Origin of the sequence: Bowmanella denitrificans (genome assembly GCF_039522935.1) — a bacterium.
Taxonomy (GTDB): domain Bacteria; phylum Pseudomonadota; class Gammaproteobacteria; order Enterobacterales; family Alteromonadaceae; genus Bowmanella; species Bowmanella denitrificans.
Map to the genome: position 1 here is coordinate 125,077 of NZ_BAAAEI010000010.1, position 16,279 is coordinate 141,355.

Here is a 16,279-nt window from a genome sequence, read left to right on the forward strand (position 1 = left end):
TTTTGTCCAGGGATGGACGCTACTGATGTATCAGACTCCACCCGGCACTTTTGCCTGAATAACAATCTATACTTTTGTTTTTTGGATACCCCATTCCATGCAATTAGCTCGTCTTCGCCTGCTTCTGCTGCCTTTTTTTGCAGTTTATTTGTTTGCCTGTGCTGCCCCCCAGATTGATCCACCTAAGCAGATTACGATTCTGCACACCAATGACCATCATGGGCGCTTCTGGCGCAATGAGCAGGGCGAATATGGCATGGCGGCGCGTAAAACCCTGATTGACGCTATCAGGCAGGAAGTGGCGGCAAACGGCGGTGAGCTATTGCTGCTTTCTGGCGGTGACATTAACACCGGTGTGCCTGAATCAGACCTGCAGCAGGCCGAGCCGGATTTTCTGGGCATGCGAATGCTGGGCTATGACGCCATGGCCTTGGGTAATCATGAGTTTGACAATCCCCTGGCGGTAATAGAAGAGCAGCGTCAGTGGGCAGGCTTTCCTATGCTATCTGCCAATATTTATGACAAGCGCACCGGTAAGCGCAAATATCAGGCCTATCAGATGTTTGAGCGTTTGGGGCTGCGTATTGCCGTGCTGGGCCTGACCACTGAGGATACCGCCAAAATAGGCAATCCGGCCTTTATTGGTGAACTGGAGTTTCGCGATCCCAAGGCCGAAGCCGCGAAACTGGTGGCCGAGATTCAAACTAAGGAGCAACCTGATTTAATCATTGCAGTGACCCATATGGGCCACTACGACGATGCCAACAGTGGCGTTAATGCGCCTGGTGATGTGGCTTTAGCCAGGGCATTACCCAAAGGAAGCCTGGCCATGGTCATCGGTGGTCATTCGCAGGAGCCGCTGTGTATGGAAAAACCCAACCACAATCGTACGGATTACCAACCAGGACAGGCCTGCCAGCCAGACAAGCAAAATGGTACCTGGATTATGCAGGCCCATGAATGGGGTAAATACGTAGGCCGGGCCGACTTTACTTACCAGCAGGGCAAACTCAGTTTACGTCGTTATCAGTTATTACCGGTTAATTTGCAGGGCATGCCTGAACCGGCTATCAGTGAAAATACCCAGATGCTGCAATTACTTCGCCCTTATCAGGAAAAAGGTCAGGCTAAATTATCGGTGAAAATCGGCGAAACCCATGGGGGGTTCGAAGGTAACAGAGATAAAGTGAGGTTTGTGCAGACCAACCTTGGCCAGTTAATTGGTGCAGCGCAAATGCACAAGGTGGGGGCCGATTTGGCAATCATCAGTGGTGGCGGCATCCGTGATTCCATTGCCAGTGGAGACATCAGTTATAAACAAGTGTTAAAGGTACAGCCCTTCGGCAATACCCTTGCGTATGTGGATATGAAGGGCGAAACTTTGAGAGCATATCTGCTGAATGTGGCTGCCAAATCCCCGGATTCAGGTGCCTATGCACAGCTTTATAATGTGAAGGTCAGTGGCAAAGATGGGGTGATAGAGATTGCCGGTATGCCCTTGCAGTTAGAGCGACTTTATCGTCTTGCCCTGAACAGCTTTAATGCTTCGGGTGGTGATGGTTACCCCGTATTGCTTAAGTATCCTGGTTATGTGGATACCGGCTTTGTGGATGCCGAGGTTTTACGTGAGTTTATTACCCTTAACAGTCCGCTGGATGCGCAAACCTTCGCCCCTTAGGCCTGATTGCTGGATGAAAAGGTTAATTTGCTGTTGCACTTGTATTAAAGCGATGGCCATAATCTGCCATTACAACCCGACTTGCATCGGGACATACTAACTACAAATTTAGCAACAGGGAGCAACCACATGGCATTGACTATTAACTTTGATCTTCAGGAACAGGACCTGGATTATTATCGCCAGATGATGCAAAAAACGCAGGATGCGGTGCGTGATCTGGACCGCACCGAGGTACTGACCGCGGCTCGCAAGCTGGCTACCGAAGTGCGTGATGAAGTTCCAGAGTTTGTTGCCAGCCGTCTGCTGCAGCTCGAACAGCTGGTCAATATGGTAGAAGACAGTGACTGGGATCTGACCGAAGAAGAGAAGCTGGATGTGCTAAGTGCACTGGCTTATTTTGCCAAGGCCGAGGACTTAATTGATGACAGATTGCCTGTACTGGGCTTTTTGGATGACGCCATTATGATTGAGTTGGTGGCCCGTGAGCTGGCTGACGACCTGAAGGCCTACGAAGAGTTTTGCGTATATCGTCACAATGAAATTGAGCGTCGTGGTGAGCAGGCTCACACGACTAAAGCCGACTGGCTGGAAGCCAAACGTAAGGAGCTGCATGCATGGATGCGCCGTCGTCGCTCCGAAAAACGCAGTGGCAGTGGCTCGGCGGGATTCCGCTCGTTCTTCTCGTTCCGCGGCTAATTGTCGTAGGGCATAAATTAAAAAGCCGCCTGGTTGGCGGCTTGTTTCAAGTGCTAACTGATCTTAGCGTTTGTCAGTACCGGTAGCACCGGTAATACTGGAATGAATCGTATGCATGGTATTGCGGGCTTCTTCCCGCTCTGCATCAATCTGTGCCTGTGTTTTGCACTTTTTCATCTTTAACATGCTGCCAGTAGTGCGTTCAGCTCGGCAAATCATATCGTCGCGTTCGGCACTCTGATTATTCGCGGCAACCTGGCCATCTGACTTGTTTCCTGCACAGCCTCCTATGGCAAGTGCCACAGCAGCGACAATAAGTAGCTTTTTCATAGGTTTAGTTTCCCTGTTTATAGTGAATTATTGAAGTCCTTTGGCTTCAAGTATAACGCTACACCAAAGATGCAACGAACAACAAGTAAACAAATGTAACCAAGATGTTACCGGGTGGCCTGGCGCGTTATGCAACCTGCTTTTTAAACAGCTCGCGAAATACCGGGTATATATCCTCCACCGAGCGAATATGTTTCATGGCAAAGTTATCGTGCAAGGTGGCCAGGGCTTCATACTCCCGCCACAAACTTTGATGCTGTCGCTGGGTGATTTCGATGTAGGCATAGTAGCGAACCAAGGGCAACAGGCGCTCGTCCAGTAAGCTTGCACATTGTGGCGAATCGTCTGCCCAGTTGTCTCCATCTGAGGCTTGTGCGGCATAGATATTCCATTCTCCCCTTGGATAGCGGGCCTGAACGATTTCGTCCATTAACTTAAGGGCGCTGGATACAATAGTGCCACCGGTTTCCTGTGAATAGAAAAATTCCTGTTCGTCTACTTCCTTAGCCTGGGTATGGTGGCGAATATAGACCACGTCGACATTTTTGTAAGTGCGGGTTAAGAACAGGTAGAGCAGAATATAGAATCGCTTAGCCATGTCCTTGGTGGCCTGGTCCATAGAGCCGGACACATCCATCAGGCAAAACATCACGGCTTTACTGGTGGGCAAGGGGCGTTTTTCAAAGTTGCGAAAACGCAGATCAATGGTATCCAGAAACGGCACTCTGGCAATGCGCGACTTAAGCTCTGCAATCTGCTTTTCCAGCTCGATAATGTCCAGCTCATGGTCGTGTTTGTCGTTCTTTAGGGCCTGAAGCTCAGCTTCCAGCTCACGCAGTGCCTTGCGTTTACCACCGGTCAGGGCGATTCGCCGGGCCATGGAGCCGCGCAGTGAACGGACAATATCCAGATTACTGGGCACCCCGTCGGTTTTAAACCCTGCCCGGTAGGTTTTGTATTCCACCAATTTGTCCAACTGGTTTTTTTTCAGATTGGGCAAGGCCAGGTCTTCGAACAGCAAATCCAGATATTCGTCTTTGGATATCTGAAAAACAAAATCATCCTGCCCTTCGCCACTGTCAGAGGCATTGCCTTTGCCCGCACCACCGCCTTGTCCGCCCAGTGGGCGTTGAATACGGTCACCCTGACTGAACTGATCATTACCAGGGTGAACCATATCCCTAACGCCACCTTTGCCGGTGTGGAATATGGGCTCTTTGATATCCCGGGTGGGGATATTAACACTTTCCCCGGTGTCTATATCGGTGACACTGCGTCTGGACACCGCATCTGACACCGCCTTCTTGATTTGTTGCTTGTAACGGCGGATAAAGCGCTGCCGGTTGACAGTGCTTTTACCCTTACTGTTTGCTCTGCGGTCAATAAAATGCGCCATACCACTACCTCGCGCTTTAGGATGACTTACGCACGCGTAGATACCATTCACACAGCAGCCTTACCTGTTTCTTGGTGTAGCCTTTTTCCGTCATGCGCTTAACAAAGTCGTCATGTTTTTTCTGATCTTCGGCGCTGCTTTTGGCGTTGAAGGAAATCACCGGCAGCAGATCTTCGGTATTAGAGAACATTTTTTTCTCTATAACGGTGCGCAGTTTTTCATAACTGGTCCAGGCCGGGTTTTTCCCTTTGTTGTTGGCTCGGGCACGCAACACAAAGTTAACGATTTCATTTCTGAAGTCTTTGGGATTACTGATACCCGCAGGTTTTTCGATTTTTTCCAGTTCGGCATTTAATGCTTCACGGTCAAATAACTGACCGGTCTCTGGATCCCGGTATTCCTGATCCTGGATCCAGAAATCCGCATAAGTCACATAACGGTCGAACAGGTTCTGGCCATATTCTGAATAAGATTCCAGATAAGCGGTCTGAATCTCTTTGCCGATAAACTCCACATATTTGGGTACCAGGTAGCCCTTTAAAAACTCTTTGTAGCGCTCGGTGGTGTCCTGGGGAAATTGCTCCCGCTCGACCTGGCGTTCCAATACATAAAACAGATGAACCGGGTTGGCTGCCACTTCCTGAGCGTCGAAGTTAAACACCTTGGACAGGATTTTAAAGGCAAAACGGGTAGACAGACCTTCCATGCCTTCGTCCACGCCCGCATAGTCACGATATTCCTGATATGACTTGGCTTTAGGGTCGGTGTCTTTCAGGCTTTCGCCGTCATATACCCGCATTTTGGAGTAAATACTGGAATTCTCAGGTTCTTTGAGCCGTGACAGCACACTGAACTGAGACAGAATTTCCAGCGTACCAGGTGCACAAGGGGCACCGGTTAATTCGCTGCTTTCTATCAGTTTGCGATATATGCGCTGCTCTTCGCTGACCCGCAGGCAATAGGGCACTTTGACAATATACACCCGGTCGAGAAAGGCCTCGTTATTGCGGTTATTACGAAAACTCATCCACTCTGATTCATTGGAGTGCGCCAGAATAATGCCGTCGAAGGGCAGGGCAGAGAAGCCTTCGGTGGGATTGTAGTTGCCTTCCTGCGTGGCCGTAAGCAAAGGATGCAGCACTTTGATCGGGGCCTTGAACATTTCCACAAATTCCATCAGGCCCTGATTGGCCTTGCACAGTGCCCCCGAATAACTGTAAGCGTCCGGGTCATTCTGGGCAAAGGTCTCCAGTTTACGGATATCCACTTTACCCACCAGAGACGAGATGTCCTGATTGTTGTCATCACCGGGCTCGGTTTTGGCCACGGCGATTTGATCCAATACCGAGGGGTGCATTTTCACCACCCGGAACTTGGAAATATCGCCATTGAATTCATGCAGGCGTTTTCTGGCCCAGGGCGACATAATGGTTTTCAGGTAGCGCTTAGGAATGCCGTATTCTTTTTCCAGGATCTCGCCGTCTTCTGAGACATTAAACAATGACAGGGGATGGTCATTCACCGGTGAACCTTTCAGGCAATACACTGGTACTTTTTGCATCAGTTCTTTGAGTTTCTCGGCCAGCGATGACTTACCGCCGCCCACCGGACCAAGCAAATAGAGTATTTGTTTTTTCTCTTCCAGGCCCTGAGCCGAATGTTTCAGGTAGGAGACAATCTGCTCGATGGATTCTTCCATGCCGAAAAAGTCAGAGAAAGACGGGTACCTGGCAATGGTGCGGTTGGAAAAGATACGGCTAAGTGCCGGTTCCTGGGAGGTATCCACCATTTCCGGCTCGCCAATGGCCAATAACAGACGTTCAGCGGCATTCGCATAGGCTGTTTTGTCCTGCTTACACAGGTCAAGAAATTCGCTGATACTGTATTCTTCTTCTTTGTGAGCTTCATATCGTTGTTGGTAGTGCTCGAAAATACCCATAGCCACCTCCGGGATAATCAACTGAAATCACGCGATTGAGAAAAGAGCAGGTACTTGATGACCCTACCTAAAGGTTAGACCCTATTTTCTGCCTCTGTGTTGCAATTTGCAGATTTCATTGCAAAAAATTGTATTGAGGTCCTGACAGGCGGCACGTCAATGCCGACTCGCTAAAGGGACGGCTTACTGCGATGGAAACAATTTTTAACCAAAAGACACTGGACCTGACTGACACGGGCATGGGCTTCTTGTTCTACTGTGGGTAAACTGCGTTTTTTCACCTGCCGCGAGAAGCCTAAACACATGAAAAAATTCTCTTACCCTATCGTTAAAATCGCCGTGGCAGCGGCATTACTTGGCCCCCTGGCGGCTTGCCAGCAAACACCGCCAGAGTCAGTCAGTGCTGCGCAAGCACAAGTTCAATCCGCCAATGCGTTGTTGGCTGAGTGGTCCGGTCCTTATGGTGGTGTGCCGGCATTTGACAAAATGCAGCTATCTCAGGTAAAGCCCGCACTGGAAACGGCCATGGCGGCGCAGTTAACAGAGCTTGACAAGATTGCCAACAATCCGGCCCCGCCCAGCTTTGAAAATACCATTGTTGCTTATGAGCGCACCGGTAAAGAACTGGACAGAGTATTTACCTATTACGGAATCCTCAGTTCCAACCTGTCCAGCCCAGAGTTTCGCGCCATCCAAAAAGACATGGCACCCAAACTGTCAGCCTTTAATTCCCGTATCGTGCAAAACGACAAGCTATTTGCCCGGATTAAAGCGGTGTATGAAAGTGATGATTTAAGCACATTACGTCCCGATCAGCAGCGCCTGGCGTACCTGATCTATGACAGCTTCGCCAGTAATGGCGCAACCCTGGATGATGAGGCAAAGGCGCGTTACGCGGCCATTAATCTGGAATTGTCCAAGCTGCATACCCAGTTTGCCAATAACGTCCTGGCGGACGAGGAAAATTACGTATTATTCCTGGATAAGGCCCAACTGAGTGGCTTACCTGAATCACTGGTTAACGCGGCTGCGCAGGCAGCCAAAGACAGAGGCCAGCCGGGTAAATACGCCATCACTAATACCCGCTCATCCATGGATCCATTTCTGACCTTCTCTGATCAACGTGACTTGCGCGAGAAGGTGTGGCGTACCTATTACAACCGAGGTGATAACGGCGACAGTTATGACAATAACGCCATTATTGCCGACATTCTTAAATTGCGGCATGAACGGGTGCAATTGCTGGGGTATGACAATTATGCCCAGTGGCGATTGTCTAACCGCATGGCCAAAACGCCGGAAAATGCCATGCAATTGATGCAAGCGGTTTGGCCGGCAGCCATTGCCCGGGTGAAAGAAGAAGTCAAGGATATGCAGGCGGTGGCCGATGCTGAAGGGGCTAACATCAAGATTCAGCCATGGGATTATCGTTATTACGCGGAAAAAGTGCGTAAAGCTAAATATGATCTGGACTCAGATGAAGTGAAGCAGTATCTGCAACTGGATAAGTTGCGCCAGGCCATGTTCTATGTGGCAGGACGTTTGTTTAACTTCGACTTTACGCCCGTTCCGCAAGGTAGTGTGCCGGTATTCCATCCTGATGTGCAAGTGTTTGAAGTGAAGGACAAAACCAGTGGTGAACTGGTAGGATTGTGGTATCTGGATCCTTTTGCCCGCCAGGGCAAACGCAGTGGTGCCTGGGCTAACAGCTATCGCAGCCACACCAGTTTTGATGGTGCGAAAACCGTGCTGTCTTCCAACAATTCCAATTTTGTTAAAGGCGCACCGGGCGAAGCCGTGCTGATTTCCTGGGACGATGCCACTACGTTCTTCCACGAATTCGGCCATGCGCTGCATGCCTTGTCGTCCAAGGTTGCCTATCCTACCTTGAACAGCGGGGTAAGGGACTACACCGAGTTTCAGTCACAATTGTTAGAGCGCTGGCTGCTGACGGACGAGGTCATTAATAACTATCTGGTCCACCATCGCACCGGCCAGCCTATTCCTGCCGAATTGGTGAGCAAAATTAAAAAAGCCGCCACCTTTAACGAAGGGTTTAAAACCACAGAGTATCTGGCTTCAGCCTTAGTGGATCTGAAACTGCATATGACAGACCCTACCAATATTGATGCCGACGCTTTTGAGCGGGATACCCTGAATGCGCTGGGCATGCCCAAAGAGCTGGTGATGCGGCATCGAACGCCGCAATTTGGCCATGTGTTTTCCGGCGAAGGCTATTCTGCCGGTTACTATGGCTATATGTGGGCAGAAGTGCTGACCTCGGATGCCGCGCAGGCATTTGCCGAAGCACCGGGCGGTTTTTACGACCAAGAGATGGCTGATAAACTGGTTAAGCACCTGTTCTCAATCAGAAATGCTCAGGATCCGGCGGAAGCGTACCGGGATTTTCGTGGCCGGGATGCCAAGGTGGAAGCGCTAATGCAAGACCGTGGCTTTCCATTAGGTAAAAGCGTAAAAATGTAACATGGATGGATAGCAATAAGGCCGCAACAGCGGCCTTATGTTTAACTGGCGTAGCCTATTTTGAATTTCAAGCGTTAATCGGCTAAACCGGCTTTGGGGTTGGGGCCCCACTGGTTTTCTTCTGGCTGGCTGTCCTGAATCAGGAACAACAGCAACACCAGGAATCCCAACAGCGGAATAAGCATTAACAATGCCCACCAACCGCTTTTACCGGTGTCATGCAGGCGGCGCACCATAATTGCCAGGCTGGGGATCATAATAACCAGCGAGTAGATAAGACCAGGTATGCCGCCGAGCAGGCTCAGAACCAAAGAGACAACAAAGTTGATAAGAAATACCATCCAGTATTCTTCACGTCTTGAGCGGGTTGAAAAGGTGAAGTAGTCACTGAAGAACTTTTTATACCACTGCATATATTAAACCACTGCATATGATTTCCGTATTTAAGGTGTTGATTTTATAACAAATTTGGCTGAAAGGAACAATTCCAGGGTGGGTATATCAATTAATAAGTTTGGATTGGCTGGCAGACTTGACCCGGCCATACAGCTGGATGCCAGCCAACTGCAGGTGCACAACAAGCTAACCGAGTTAGCCAGGGATATTGTCACCCATCAACGGGCAACAGCCCAAGGCCTGTATATCTGGGGTAAGGTGGGGCGCGGTAAAACCATGCTGATGGATGCCTTTGCACGCCAGTTGCCAACGGAGCTGGTTCGGCGTCAGCATTTTCATGAATTTATGCAGGACCTGCATCAGCAACTGATCCCATTGACCGGTAAAAGCGATCCGCTGCTACATGTCGCCAGACAGTTGGCCAAACAATGCAAAGTCATTTGCTTTGATGAGTTTTTCGTCTCGGATATTGGGGATGCCATGCTGCTGGGCACCTTATTTGGCCATCTGTTCAGAGCCGGGCTGATGCTGGTGGCAACCAGTAATTGTGCACCAGCGCAACTGTATCGCAACGGCCTGCAACGACAGCGTTTTCTGCCAGCCATTGCCGATATTGAACACTATTGTGAGGTAATAGAGCTCAGCGGTGACACAGACTATCGGCTGCGTAGTCTAACTCAGGCGCCTTGCTATTTTGTTGCGCAAGGGCCAAAGCCAATGGCAGCATTAAACCGGCAGTTGCTGCAAAAGTATCTGGGCGATTTTGTGCCTTGTACGGTGGAAGTTAATGGCCGGGTGCTGAATTGTGTGGGGCGGCAGCAACAGTGTATCGCCTTTCACTTTGCTGCGTTATGTGAAGGCCCGCGCAGTCATCTGGACTATATTGCCCTGGCACAACAGTTCAGCACCGTGCTGGTGTTGAATGTGCCCGAGCTGTCGGCAGCGCCGCAGGAACAGATTAAAGCCAGGGGCACAGAGGACAGCGTCGCCGGCTCAGGCCCGACCGGTGAACGGCAGGTCACGCTTGGGCAGATGGACGATGCGACGCGGCGCTTTATTGCGCTGATAGACCAGTGCTACAGCAGCGGTACCCGGGTCGTGATCTCGGCCAGTGTCGCGCTGGATAGCCTGTATACCAATGGCACCTTATTATTTGAATTTGAGCGGTTGAAAAGCCGACTGGCCGAGATGGGGTCTTTACAGTATCAGCAGGGTAAGTGGCAGAGAATATGATCCAATCAGCTTGCTTTACGTACACAGCGTTTAGAAAAAATCCAAGGTATTATTCATGTTAACGTTGCATCATCTGAACAACAGCCGCTCCCAGCGCATTTTATGGTTACTGGAGGAGCTGGCGTTACCCTACCAGATCAAAACCTACCAGCGCGACAGCAAAACTATGCTGGCCCCGGCGGCATTAAAAGCGGTTCACCCTTTGGGCAAATCCCCGGTGATCACGGATGGTGAGCTGGTACTGGCTGAATCCGGTGCCATTATTCAGTATTTGTGTGAACAATACGGCCCGGAGTGGATACCGCCTGGCGACACGGACGAGTATCGTCATTATCACTACTGGCTGCACTTTGCCGAAGGCAGCCTGATGCCGCCGATGCTGCTGAAACTGGTACTGGATAAGATTAAAGCTAATGCGCCCTGGCTGATCAAACCTATTGCCTCAGGCATCGTTGCTAAGGTTAATCGTGCCTTTGTCGGGCCGAATCTGACCAATAATCTGGCCTTTGTGGAAGGGCAACTGGCTGGTAAGGACTGGTTGCTGGGTGACAAGCCAAGTGGCGCCGACGTGCAGATGAGCTTTCCATTGGAAGCCTCACTGGCCCGTGGCCTGGTAACGGACAAACATCCTAATATCCGCGCTTATGTTAAACGCATCCATGCCCGTCCGGCTTATCAGCGTGCACTGGAAAAGAGTGGGGAATATCAATACGCCTGAGGCTTGATGTTTACCACGAACGACACGAAAAGATTTCTCGCTGTGACGCTAAGTTCCCAGTAATGCTTTCCAATACTCTGTGTTCTTCGTGCCTCTGTGGTTATTTACGATTTTTTTGGAAAGAATTTTTCACCACAGAGGCACAGAGGGCACGGAGAAGAGCTTGGGCTATTTGGATGTCTCTTTGGTGAGAGGTTTTGTGTTTTTTCGTGTGGTTCGTGGTCAAAGTGCATTTAAAAGCTATATCACCATGAAAAACACGAACGACACGAAAAGGTTCTCGCTGTGACGCTAAGTTCCCAGTAGTGCTTTCCAATACTCTGTGTTCTTTGTGCCTCTGTGGTTATTTTTGATTTTTTGGAAAGAATTTTTCACCACAAAGTCACAGAGAAGAGCCTGGGCTATTTGGATGTCTCTGCGGCGAAGAAGTATCGCAAACTGAAAAACCATGTGTATCGATACAGGTGTAATAGATAGTGTTAGAATCAGCCTGTTTTGACGAAGTTTATCGAGAATGTGCGCTCACTTTTCCCAAGCGCCAGACACCCAACCCTTTGTAAAGCTTGAAGAAGGTGAAAATGTTGCGTGTTTACTGAGACCTCGCTTACACTGCATTCTTACTTTCCCCGCAAATGTACCAAGCATGAAGTTGCGAAATATTGAGTTAACTACTTGAAAATAAGGGATTACTGTGAAGATGGCAGGGCAATGTTACCGATGCAGATGCGAACATTATTGCGACTTCAATATAATAAGCTGTTAGGTGTCACGGAATGATTCGGACAATGCGTACTTACATGCTGGGTGGTTTTATCCTTGGAATATTGATGCTTTTGTTGGGCGCAGCGAGTTCATGGGGATATTACTCCACAAATGAAAATACGGTAATTGCTACAGTTGTTCTTAACTTGCCAGTTTTCGCTGCGGTCAAGTTTTCGGAATTCACTGGCGGCTTAATCCCTGATTTTGTTACATTGCCATTTGTATATTTAGTACATTTTGTGTGGTGGATATTTGTATATTCTCTTTTTAGAAAGTGGGCTAAACGTTTTGCGTAAAGTAACACCTAACAAGTTAAACCATCGGAAAACCACTCACTGCGCTCGCGTTTTCCGCTGTTTAAAGCGTTAGGCAACATCGGAAGCATAGGTGAAAAATGGAACAACTGACGTGGGGATTTATTGGAACAATAGTTGGTGCATTAGTTGGAGCATCTGCCAGTATTGTGACTACAGTTTTAAATACTAAAAATACCCATTCATTGCAGAAAAAACTAGATTTAGCCAAAAAAGAGGAGCGTCACAAAGAGTTTCAGTGTAACAATTTAATGCTGCTTCAAGATGAACTGTCCTCAAATATGAGGCTTTTTTTTCGAGTTCATCTTTCGGATATTGCTTATTACAGACAAAACCCTGCTCCAAATAAAAGGCCGCTAATTCCCGAAGACTTAGACGTAAGTATCAGAGAATCTAACCAAAAGCTTTCAATTCTTACTGAACGAGTTGAAGATGATACATTGAGAGCGGATATTGATAATTGTCGCAATCTTTTAACTAAAGTTAGCTTGGCTACTTCTGAAAGTGAAAGTAGCTACGCTATAAGCGAGGCAACTCAAATCTTGTCTAAGCTTATGGAGAATTTAGGTGTGCATATTCGCAATCTGTATAAGGTGTAAATGTTGCCTAACAAACAACTCATGTGGGACAGAAAAAGCTTGGCTCAGTTCCGCTTCGCTACACATTTTAGCCAAGCTTTTTCAGCCCCATAGTTGGGCGTTAGCCGTACATGAAGGCACCGAAAATGAATATAAAAATTATTGAAAACCCGCCAGTCAGAGAGCTTAATAAAGTACAAGAACAGCTTTCTTTTGAGCAAGGTTTGGGCATCGTAGATATTTGGTGCTCTTTGAATCCAAGCTATCTGTTAGCGGTTGAGTCTGGAGAAAATGCAGGGATCTTATCGCTTTCTGTAGGCGATGAGATGGCGGAGGTTTACAAACTTTATGTGCCCAAAGCGCACCGTCGCAAGGGAGTCGGGAGAGCCTTGTTCAATCATGCTGTTTCATTGTTACGGGAGCAAGGAATTAAAGAGATTGGAATTGAGGCAGTCGGAGACTCGGGTTTATTTTGGAATGAAATTATCTCCGACTACCGGTATCAAATGTTTCCCGAGCAAAACAAGTGCATTGTCACAATTTAGGTAGGCTAACAATGCCATGCACGCGACAAGCGCGTGATGGTGGGAAACCTCGCTACCGCTCGCCGTTTAGCGGGGCGTTGGTTCTGAGGATGGATAATTGATACTTTACAAATACTACGGATTTTCTGCTGGGCTATCAGCATTGAAGAGTTCTCAACTTGGATTTCGAGAACCAATATCTTTTAATGATCCTTTTGAGCTTTCATTCTTAGACAATGCGCAGGGGCCAGGCGTTAAGCTCACTGATTTGGAAAACAAATTAAACGAATTAAAAAAATCGGTAGCAATTCTATCGTTAACAAGAAGCCCATGTAATCCTTTAATGTGGGCTCATTATGGAGAAAATCATACTGGTTTTGTAATTGGCTATGATGTAAATACTCCTTTCCTAACAAGTGATGAATACAATCTGATACCTGTGGAACGTGGAGATGTCGTATATACAAACACCAAGACTATTCACAATCTCACCCCTCGATCAAGAGATCTACTTCATAAGGTGTATCTTGCATCCCAGGGACTAGGTCATGATGATTTAAATAAGTCTGAATTTGAAAATTTAGCTAGGAAAATATTTCTAACCAAACATGCGAGTTGGGTCTATGAAGAAGAAGTAAGGGTGGTTAAATCCTTCCTTTCTATGTTTGAAACAACAGATGACTATTATTCAGATCCTATGAGGTGCTGGAGTACCATCAGCAAGAGAGTTGCCCCATCGATGGGATTAGAGCAAGTACCTGGTTTGAAAATCTATAACCATAAAGTTGATATTAAAGAGGTGTATTTAGGAGTTAGAAATCCTCTGGTACAACGTAAAAGTGAAGTATCCACCGATATTGACGCTACAATTTCGAATAAGGCGGAAACAGAAAAGTGGAAGATATATTCTTTAAGAATGGCAAATGGATCTTGGAACTTAGAAAGTGATAATCAAATAGCCTGTATTTTTGACCTGAAGAAAAAGACGACTGGACTACTGAATAATTTCTCTATGTCAGGCAAAGAAGCTTTGTTCTTGAAAGATAAATTGGCAAGGGTTGAAATTGATTGTCAGGATAATGTTGAAATAACAAACTGGAACAACGAACTATTTTTTCAAAAGAATAGCGAGTTTGAATAAACATAACAAAAAAAGGCAGTCGGATGCTTCGCACCGCTGCTTTTGGCGTTGGTATGACTCCCTTTGTCAACACTGAGCGAGTCTATCCCTGGCACTCTTTCAGCCCATAATCAGTTTCTTTTTTTACCCAATTAAATTGAGCTAACGCACTGGATGAGGCAGTAATGTCGTCGGTTGTCATGCTGGTATCCGTAGGTTACTTATTCGATGAATAAGCAGAGCTGACCTTACTCGTTCCGCCGTAGCACCTTCTCATCAGTCTATGTTCGTGGATCAATAACTGTCAGATTACTGCCATCATAACGCCGTCGTAGGTTGTGCCACATTCCGCGGCCTGATCCGAATGCGTTGGATCAAAGGGGTCATGATCAAAGGGGTCAGATCAAAGGGGTCAGGTTCATTGATACTGGCAATAGTTCAAAGCGGCTTTGCCCCAAGCGGCCCGAGCCGCTTTGGTCCCGCTAAAAAATTCCCGGTCGGTGCAGGGTGCTGCTAAAAGGTGGGCAATTTGCTGGGAGCCAATTGAGTGGAAAGCTTGTCTTGGATGGCTTCGCTCAGATTCAGAAGTTTATTGTTCCGAGCCTGATACCAAAAAGCCAACCCCGGTTTTCTCAAGTCATTCTTTTTCTACCACAAAGGGCACGAAGAACACGAAGAGTGGACAATCTCTATTGTCCTTCGTGCACTTCGCGCCCTTCGTGGTGAAGAATATTTTGAGAAAAAGTCTGGTATGGAACCAGATTAAACAGCTTTAGCTGGCACGCAGGGCAACAGGCAGGACACTTGTTGTAAATGGGGCTGGCCCGCCATATAAGACATTGAGGTCATGATATTCAAACCTTGCCACGACAGTCTCCACCATGGATACTAAAACTCTGTTTGGCTAAATCAATGCCATATATAGTTGACATCAGACATGGACAGTTCTCCTCAATAGTTGCCAGTTAAGCGTGGCAGAACCCCAGGAAGGGGGAGTCCATATCATTCGTTATAGCAAGCAAGGAATTCGTGCGTGGGCAAGAAGCTTATTTATTCATTTCTGTTTTTATTGCTGTTTTGCGTTTTGGCTGGCGGGGCCATTTATTTCTATGGCACCAATATTTATTGGAAGCCTCTGAATGCCATTGACTCACCAAATAGCCAGTTTTATGCAGCTAGCTATAGCTACGGGTCTGACGGAAATCGGCATGCACCATACGGCACATACATATTTCTGAATGAAAGTATTGGTGCTATGAATCCAATAAACGGTTATGTTGTATTTGCAGGTTACTGTGAAAATGAGCCTACCTTATCTTGGAAAAATGACACACAGTTAAATATTGGGTGCAAATTACAAAGTAACCATATTCGTACACTTGTAAGTCAAGCGTACGGTATATCAGTTGTTTTTGAGAAAAAATAAACGGCTGTAACAAAGCGGTCAAACATCGTTCTGCTTCGCTCCACTGGACAGAACTTAAGTCGTTTACAGTGGCGTTATACAAAGTTGGTATTTGAGGTTAGGATGAATTTTTTTTCTACTCTATTAATTGCTGTGTTTTCCGTAAATTCGTTTGCTTCAGAAGATTTAAACGGATTGTGGATATGGGACAACAACAGCGATAAGCACACCTTTTCAATTACTCTCGAACAAACTGAAGACGGATATCGAGCTTCATATTGTGCAATCGGTTTGAGCGGGCGCCGTATTGATTGTGCAACGAAATACAAAACGTATTTCACCACGCAATTATTGGGCGAAGATATTACGTTTAAAACTCACTACAGCAACGCATCGGGCAAGGCCAAATTAAAAATTATGAATGGTAAATTAAAATGGGATATTACTGAACCGCCAAGAGGTGAGCATTACGCTCCTGGGCAAGCGGTTCTTGTAAAAGCTGGCAAATAACAAGTGACTGTGTCCCCAGGCCAATATGATAAAGGGGGCAATGTTGTTGAAGAATCGATAATGGGTCACTGAGCCAAAGCTTTGCCCCCAAGCGGCCCAAGCCGCTTTGGTCCCGCTAAAAATTCCCGGTCGGTGCAGGGCGCTGTTTAAAGGTGGGCAATTTGCTGGGAGCCAATTGAGTAAAAAGCTTGTC

Annotated in this window: 15 protein-coding genes; 11 read left to right on the top strand and 4 right to left on the bottom strand. The window is 47.4% G+C overall.

The genetic code is table 11. From position 1 onward, the window contains the following. The first annotated feature begins 97 nt into the window (after positions 1-97). Both ushA and ABD028_RS10095 read left to right on the top strand, forming a co-directional pair. The gene (gene ushA, locus ABD028_RS10090) at positions 98-1,678 is read left to right on the top strand and encodes a bifunctional UDP-sugar hydrolase/5'-nucleotidase UshA (protein ID WP_343844640.1); all 1,581 of its coding nucleotides are present in this window, start codon (positions 98-100) and stop codon (positions 1,676-1,678) included. A 129-nt stretch (positions 1,679-1,807) separates the two neighbouring features. Continuing rightward, complete coding sequence (locus ABD028_RS10095; protein WP_343844642.1) at positions 1,808-2,377, top strand: YkvA family protein; 570 nt, start codon at positions 1,808-1,810, stop codon at positions 2,375-2,377. A 63-nt stretch (positions 2,378-2,440) separates the two neighbouring features. Here the strand turns inward: ABD028_RS10095 and ABD028_RS10100 are convergent, their stop codons facing one another. From ABD028_RS10100 to ABD028_RS10110, 3 genes are all read right to left on the bottom strand, one after another. Then, positions 2,441-2,707 carry a putative periplasmic lipoprotein gene (locus ABD028_RS10100; protein WP_102795525.1) on the bottom strand — a complete coding sequence of 89 codons (267 nt, stop codon included), beginning with the start codon at positions 2,705-2,707 and terminating at the stop codon, positions 2,441-2,443. Between the two features lie 127 nt (positions 2,708-2,834). Beyond that, a complete protein-coding gene (locus ABD028_RS10105) occupies positions 2,835-4,103 on the bottom strand; it encodes a YeaH/YhbH family protein (RefSeq protein WP_102795524.1) in 1,269 nt (422 codons plus the stop codon). A 16-nt stretch (positions 4,104-4,119) separates the two neighbouring features. Beyond that, entirely contained in the window at positions 4,120-6,042 is a 1,923-nt protein-coding gene (locus ABD028_RS10110) for a PrkA family serine protein kinase (protein ID WP_102795523.1), read from the bottom strand. 303 nt (positions 6,043-6,345) lie between these two features. Here ABD028_RS10110 and ABD028_RS10115 point away from each other — a divergent pair, with 303 nt between their 5' ends. After that, positions 6,346-8,526: a M3 family metallopeptidase gene (locus ABD028_RS10115; RefSeq protein WP_343844644.1), complete on the top strand. Its 2,181-nt coding sequence runs from the start codon at positions 6,346-6,348 to the stop codon at positions 8,524-8,526. Between the two features lie 74 nt (positions 8,527-8,600). On the opposite strand, the gene ABD028_RS10120 is transcribed toward ABD028_RS10115, so the two are convergent. Then, a complete protein-coding gene (locus ABD028_RS10120; protein ID WP_343844646.1) occupies positions 8,601-8,939 on the bottom strand; it encodes a DUF805 domain-containing protein in 339 nt (112 codons plus the stop codon). A gap of 79 nt (positions 8,940-9,018) precedes the next feature. Between ABD028_RS10120 and zapE the strand changes: the two genes are divergently transcribed. The 8 genes from zapE to ABD028_RS10160 all read left to right on the top strand — a co-directional run bounded on the left by zapE (position 9,019) and on the right by ABD028_RS10160 (position 16,086). Then, a complete protein-coding gene (gene zapE, locus ABD028_RS10125) occupies positions 9,019-10,155 on the top strand; it encodes a cell division protein ZapE (RefSeq protein WP_343844648.1) in 1,137 nt (378 codons plus the stop codon). Between the two features lie 55 nt (positions 10,156-10,210). Beyond that, positions 10,211-10,873 (top strand): glutathione S-transferase family protein, encoded by a 663-nt coding sequence (locus tag ABD028_RS10130; protein WP_343844650.1) that lies wholly within the window; start codon positions 10,211-10,213, stop codon positions 10,871-10,873. 785 nt (positions 10,874-11,658) lie between these two features. Continuing rightward, positions 11,659-11,931, top strand: coding sequence for a hypothetical protein (locus ABD028_RS10135; protein ID WP_343844652.1), 273 nt, complete (start codon positions 11,659-11,661; stop codon positions 11,929-11,931). Positions 11,932-12,029: 98 nt separating this feature from the next. Next, complete coding sequence (locus tag ABD028_RS10140) at positions 12,030-12,548, top strand: hypothetical protein (RefSeq protein WP_343844654.1); 519 nt, start codon at positions 12,030-12,032, stop codon at positions 12,546-12,548. Between the two features lie 125 nt (positions 12,549-12,673). Next, entirely contained in the window at positions 12,674-13,072 is a 399-nt protein-coding gene (locus ABD028_RS10145) for a GNAT family N-acetyltransferase (protein ID WP_343844656.1), read from the top strand. 97 nt (positions 13,073-13,169) lie between these two features. Continuing rightward, positions 13,170-14,192 carry a DUF2971 domain-containing protein gene (locus tag ABD028_RS10150; RefSeq protein ID WP_343844658.1) on the top strand — a complete coding sequence of 341 codons (1,023 nt, stop codon included), beginning with the start codon at positions 13,170-13,172 and terminating at the stop codon, positions 14,190-14,192. 1,012 nt (positions 14,193-15,204) lie between these two features. Then, complete coding sequence (locus ABD028_RS10155) at positions 15,205-15,597, top strand: hypothetical protein (RefSeq protein ID WP_343844659.1); 393 nt, start codon at positions 15,205-15,207, stop codon at positions 15,595-15,597. 102 nt (positions 15,598-15,699) lie between these two features. Next, entirely contained in the window at positions 15,700-16,086 is a 387-nt protein-coding gene (locus tag ABD028_RS10160; RefSeq protein WP_343844661.1) for a hypothetical protein, read from the top strand. Positions 16,087-16,279: the final 193 nt, after the last annotated feature.

Bases quoted from the DNA above. Each gene is read 5' to 3' on its own strand.
- ushA (WP_343844640.1), top strand. From the start codon at position 98: ATGCAATTAGCTCGTCTTCGCCTGCTTCTGCTGCCTTTTTTTGCAGTT.
- ABD028_RS10095 (WP_343844642.1), top strand. From the start codon at position 1,808: ATGGCATTGACTATTAACTTTGATCTTCAGGAACAGGACCTGGATTAT.
- ABD028_RS10100 (WP_102795525.1), bottom strand. From the start codon at position 2,707: ATGAAAAAGCTACTTATTGTCGCTGCTGTGGCACTTGCCATAGGAGGC.
- ABD028_RS10105 (WP_102795524.1), bottom strand. From the start codon at position 4,103: ATGGCGCATTTTATTGACCGCAGAGCAAACAGTAAGGGTAAAAGCACT.
- ABD028_RS10110 (WP_102795523.1), bottom strand. From the start codon at position 6,042: ATGGGTATTTTCGAGCACTACCAACAACGATATGAAGCTCACAAAGAA.
- ABD028_RS10115 (WP_343844644.1), top strand. From the start codon at position 6,346: ATGAAAAAATTCTCTTACCCTATCGTTAAAATCGCCGTGGCAGCGGCA.
- ABD028_RS10120 (WP_343844646.1), bottom strand. From the start codon at position 8,939: ATGCAGTGGTATAAAAAGTTCTTCAGTGACTACTTCACCTTTTCAACC.
- ABD028_RS10130 (WP_343844650.1), top strand. From the start codon at position 10,211: ATGTTAACGTTGCATCATCTGAACAACAGCCGCTCCCAGCGCATTTTA.
- ABD028_RS10135 (WP_343844652.1), top strand. From the start codon at position 11,659: ATGCGTACTTACATGCTGGGTGGTTTTATCCTTGGAATATTGATGCTT.
- ABD028_RS10140 (WP_343844654.1), top strand. From the start codon at position 12,030: ATGGAACAACTGACGTGGGGATTTATTGGAACAATAGTTGGTGCATTA.
- ABD028_RS10145 (WP_343844656.1), top strand. From the start codon at position 12,674: ATGAATATAAAAATTATTGAAAACCCGCCAGTCAGAGAGCTTAATAAA.
- ABD028_RS10160 (WP_343844661.1), top strand. From the start codon at position 15,700: ATGAATTTTTTTTCTACTCTATTAATTGCTGTGTTTTCCGTAAATTCG.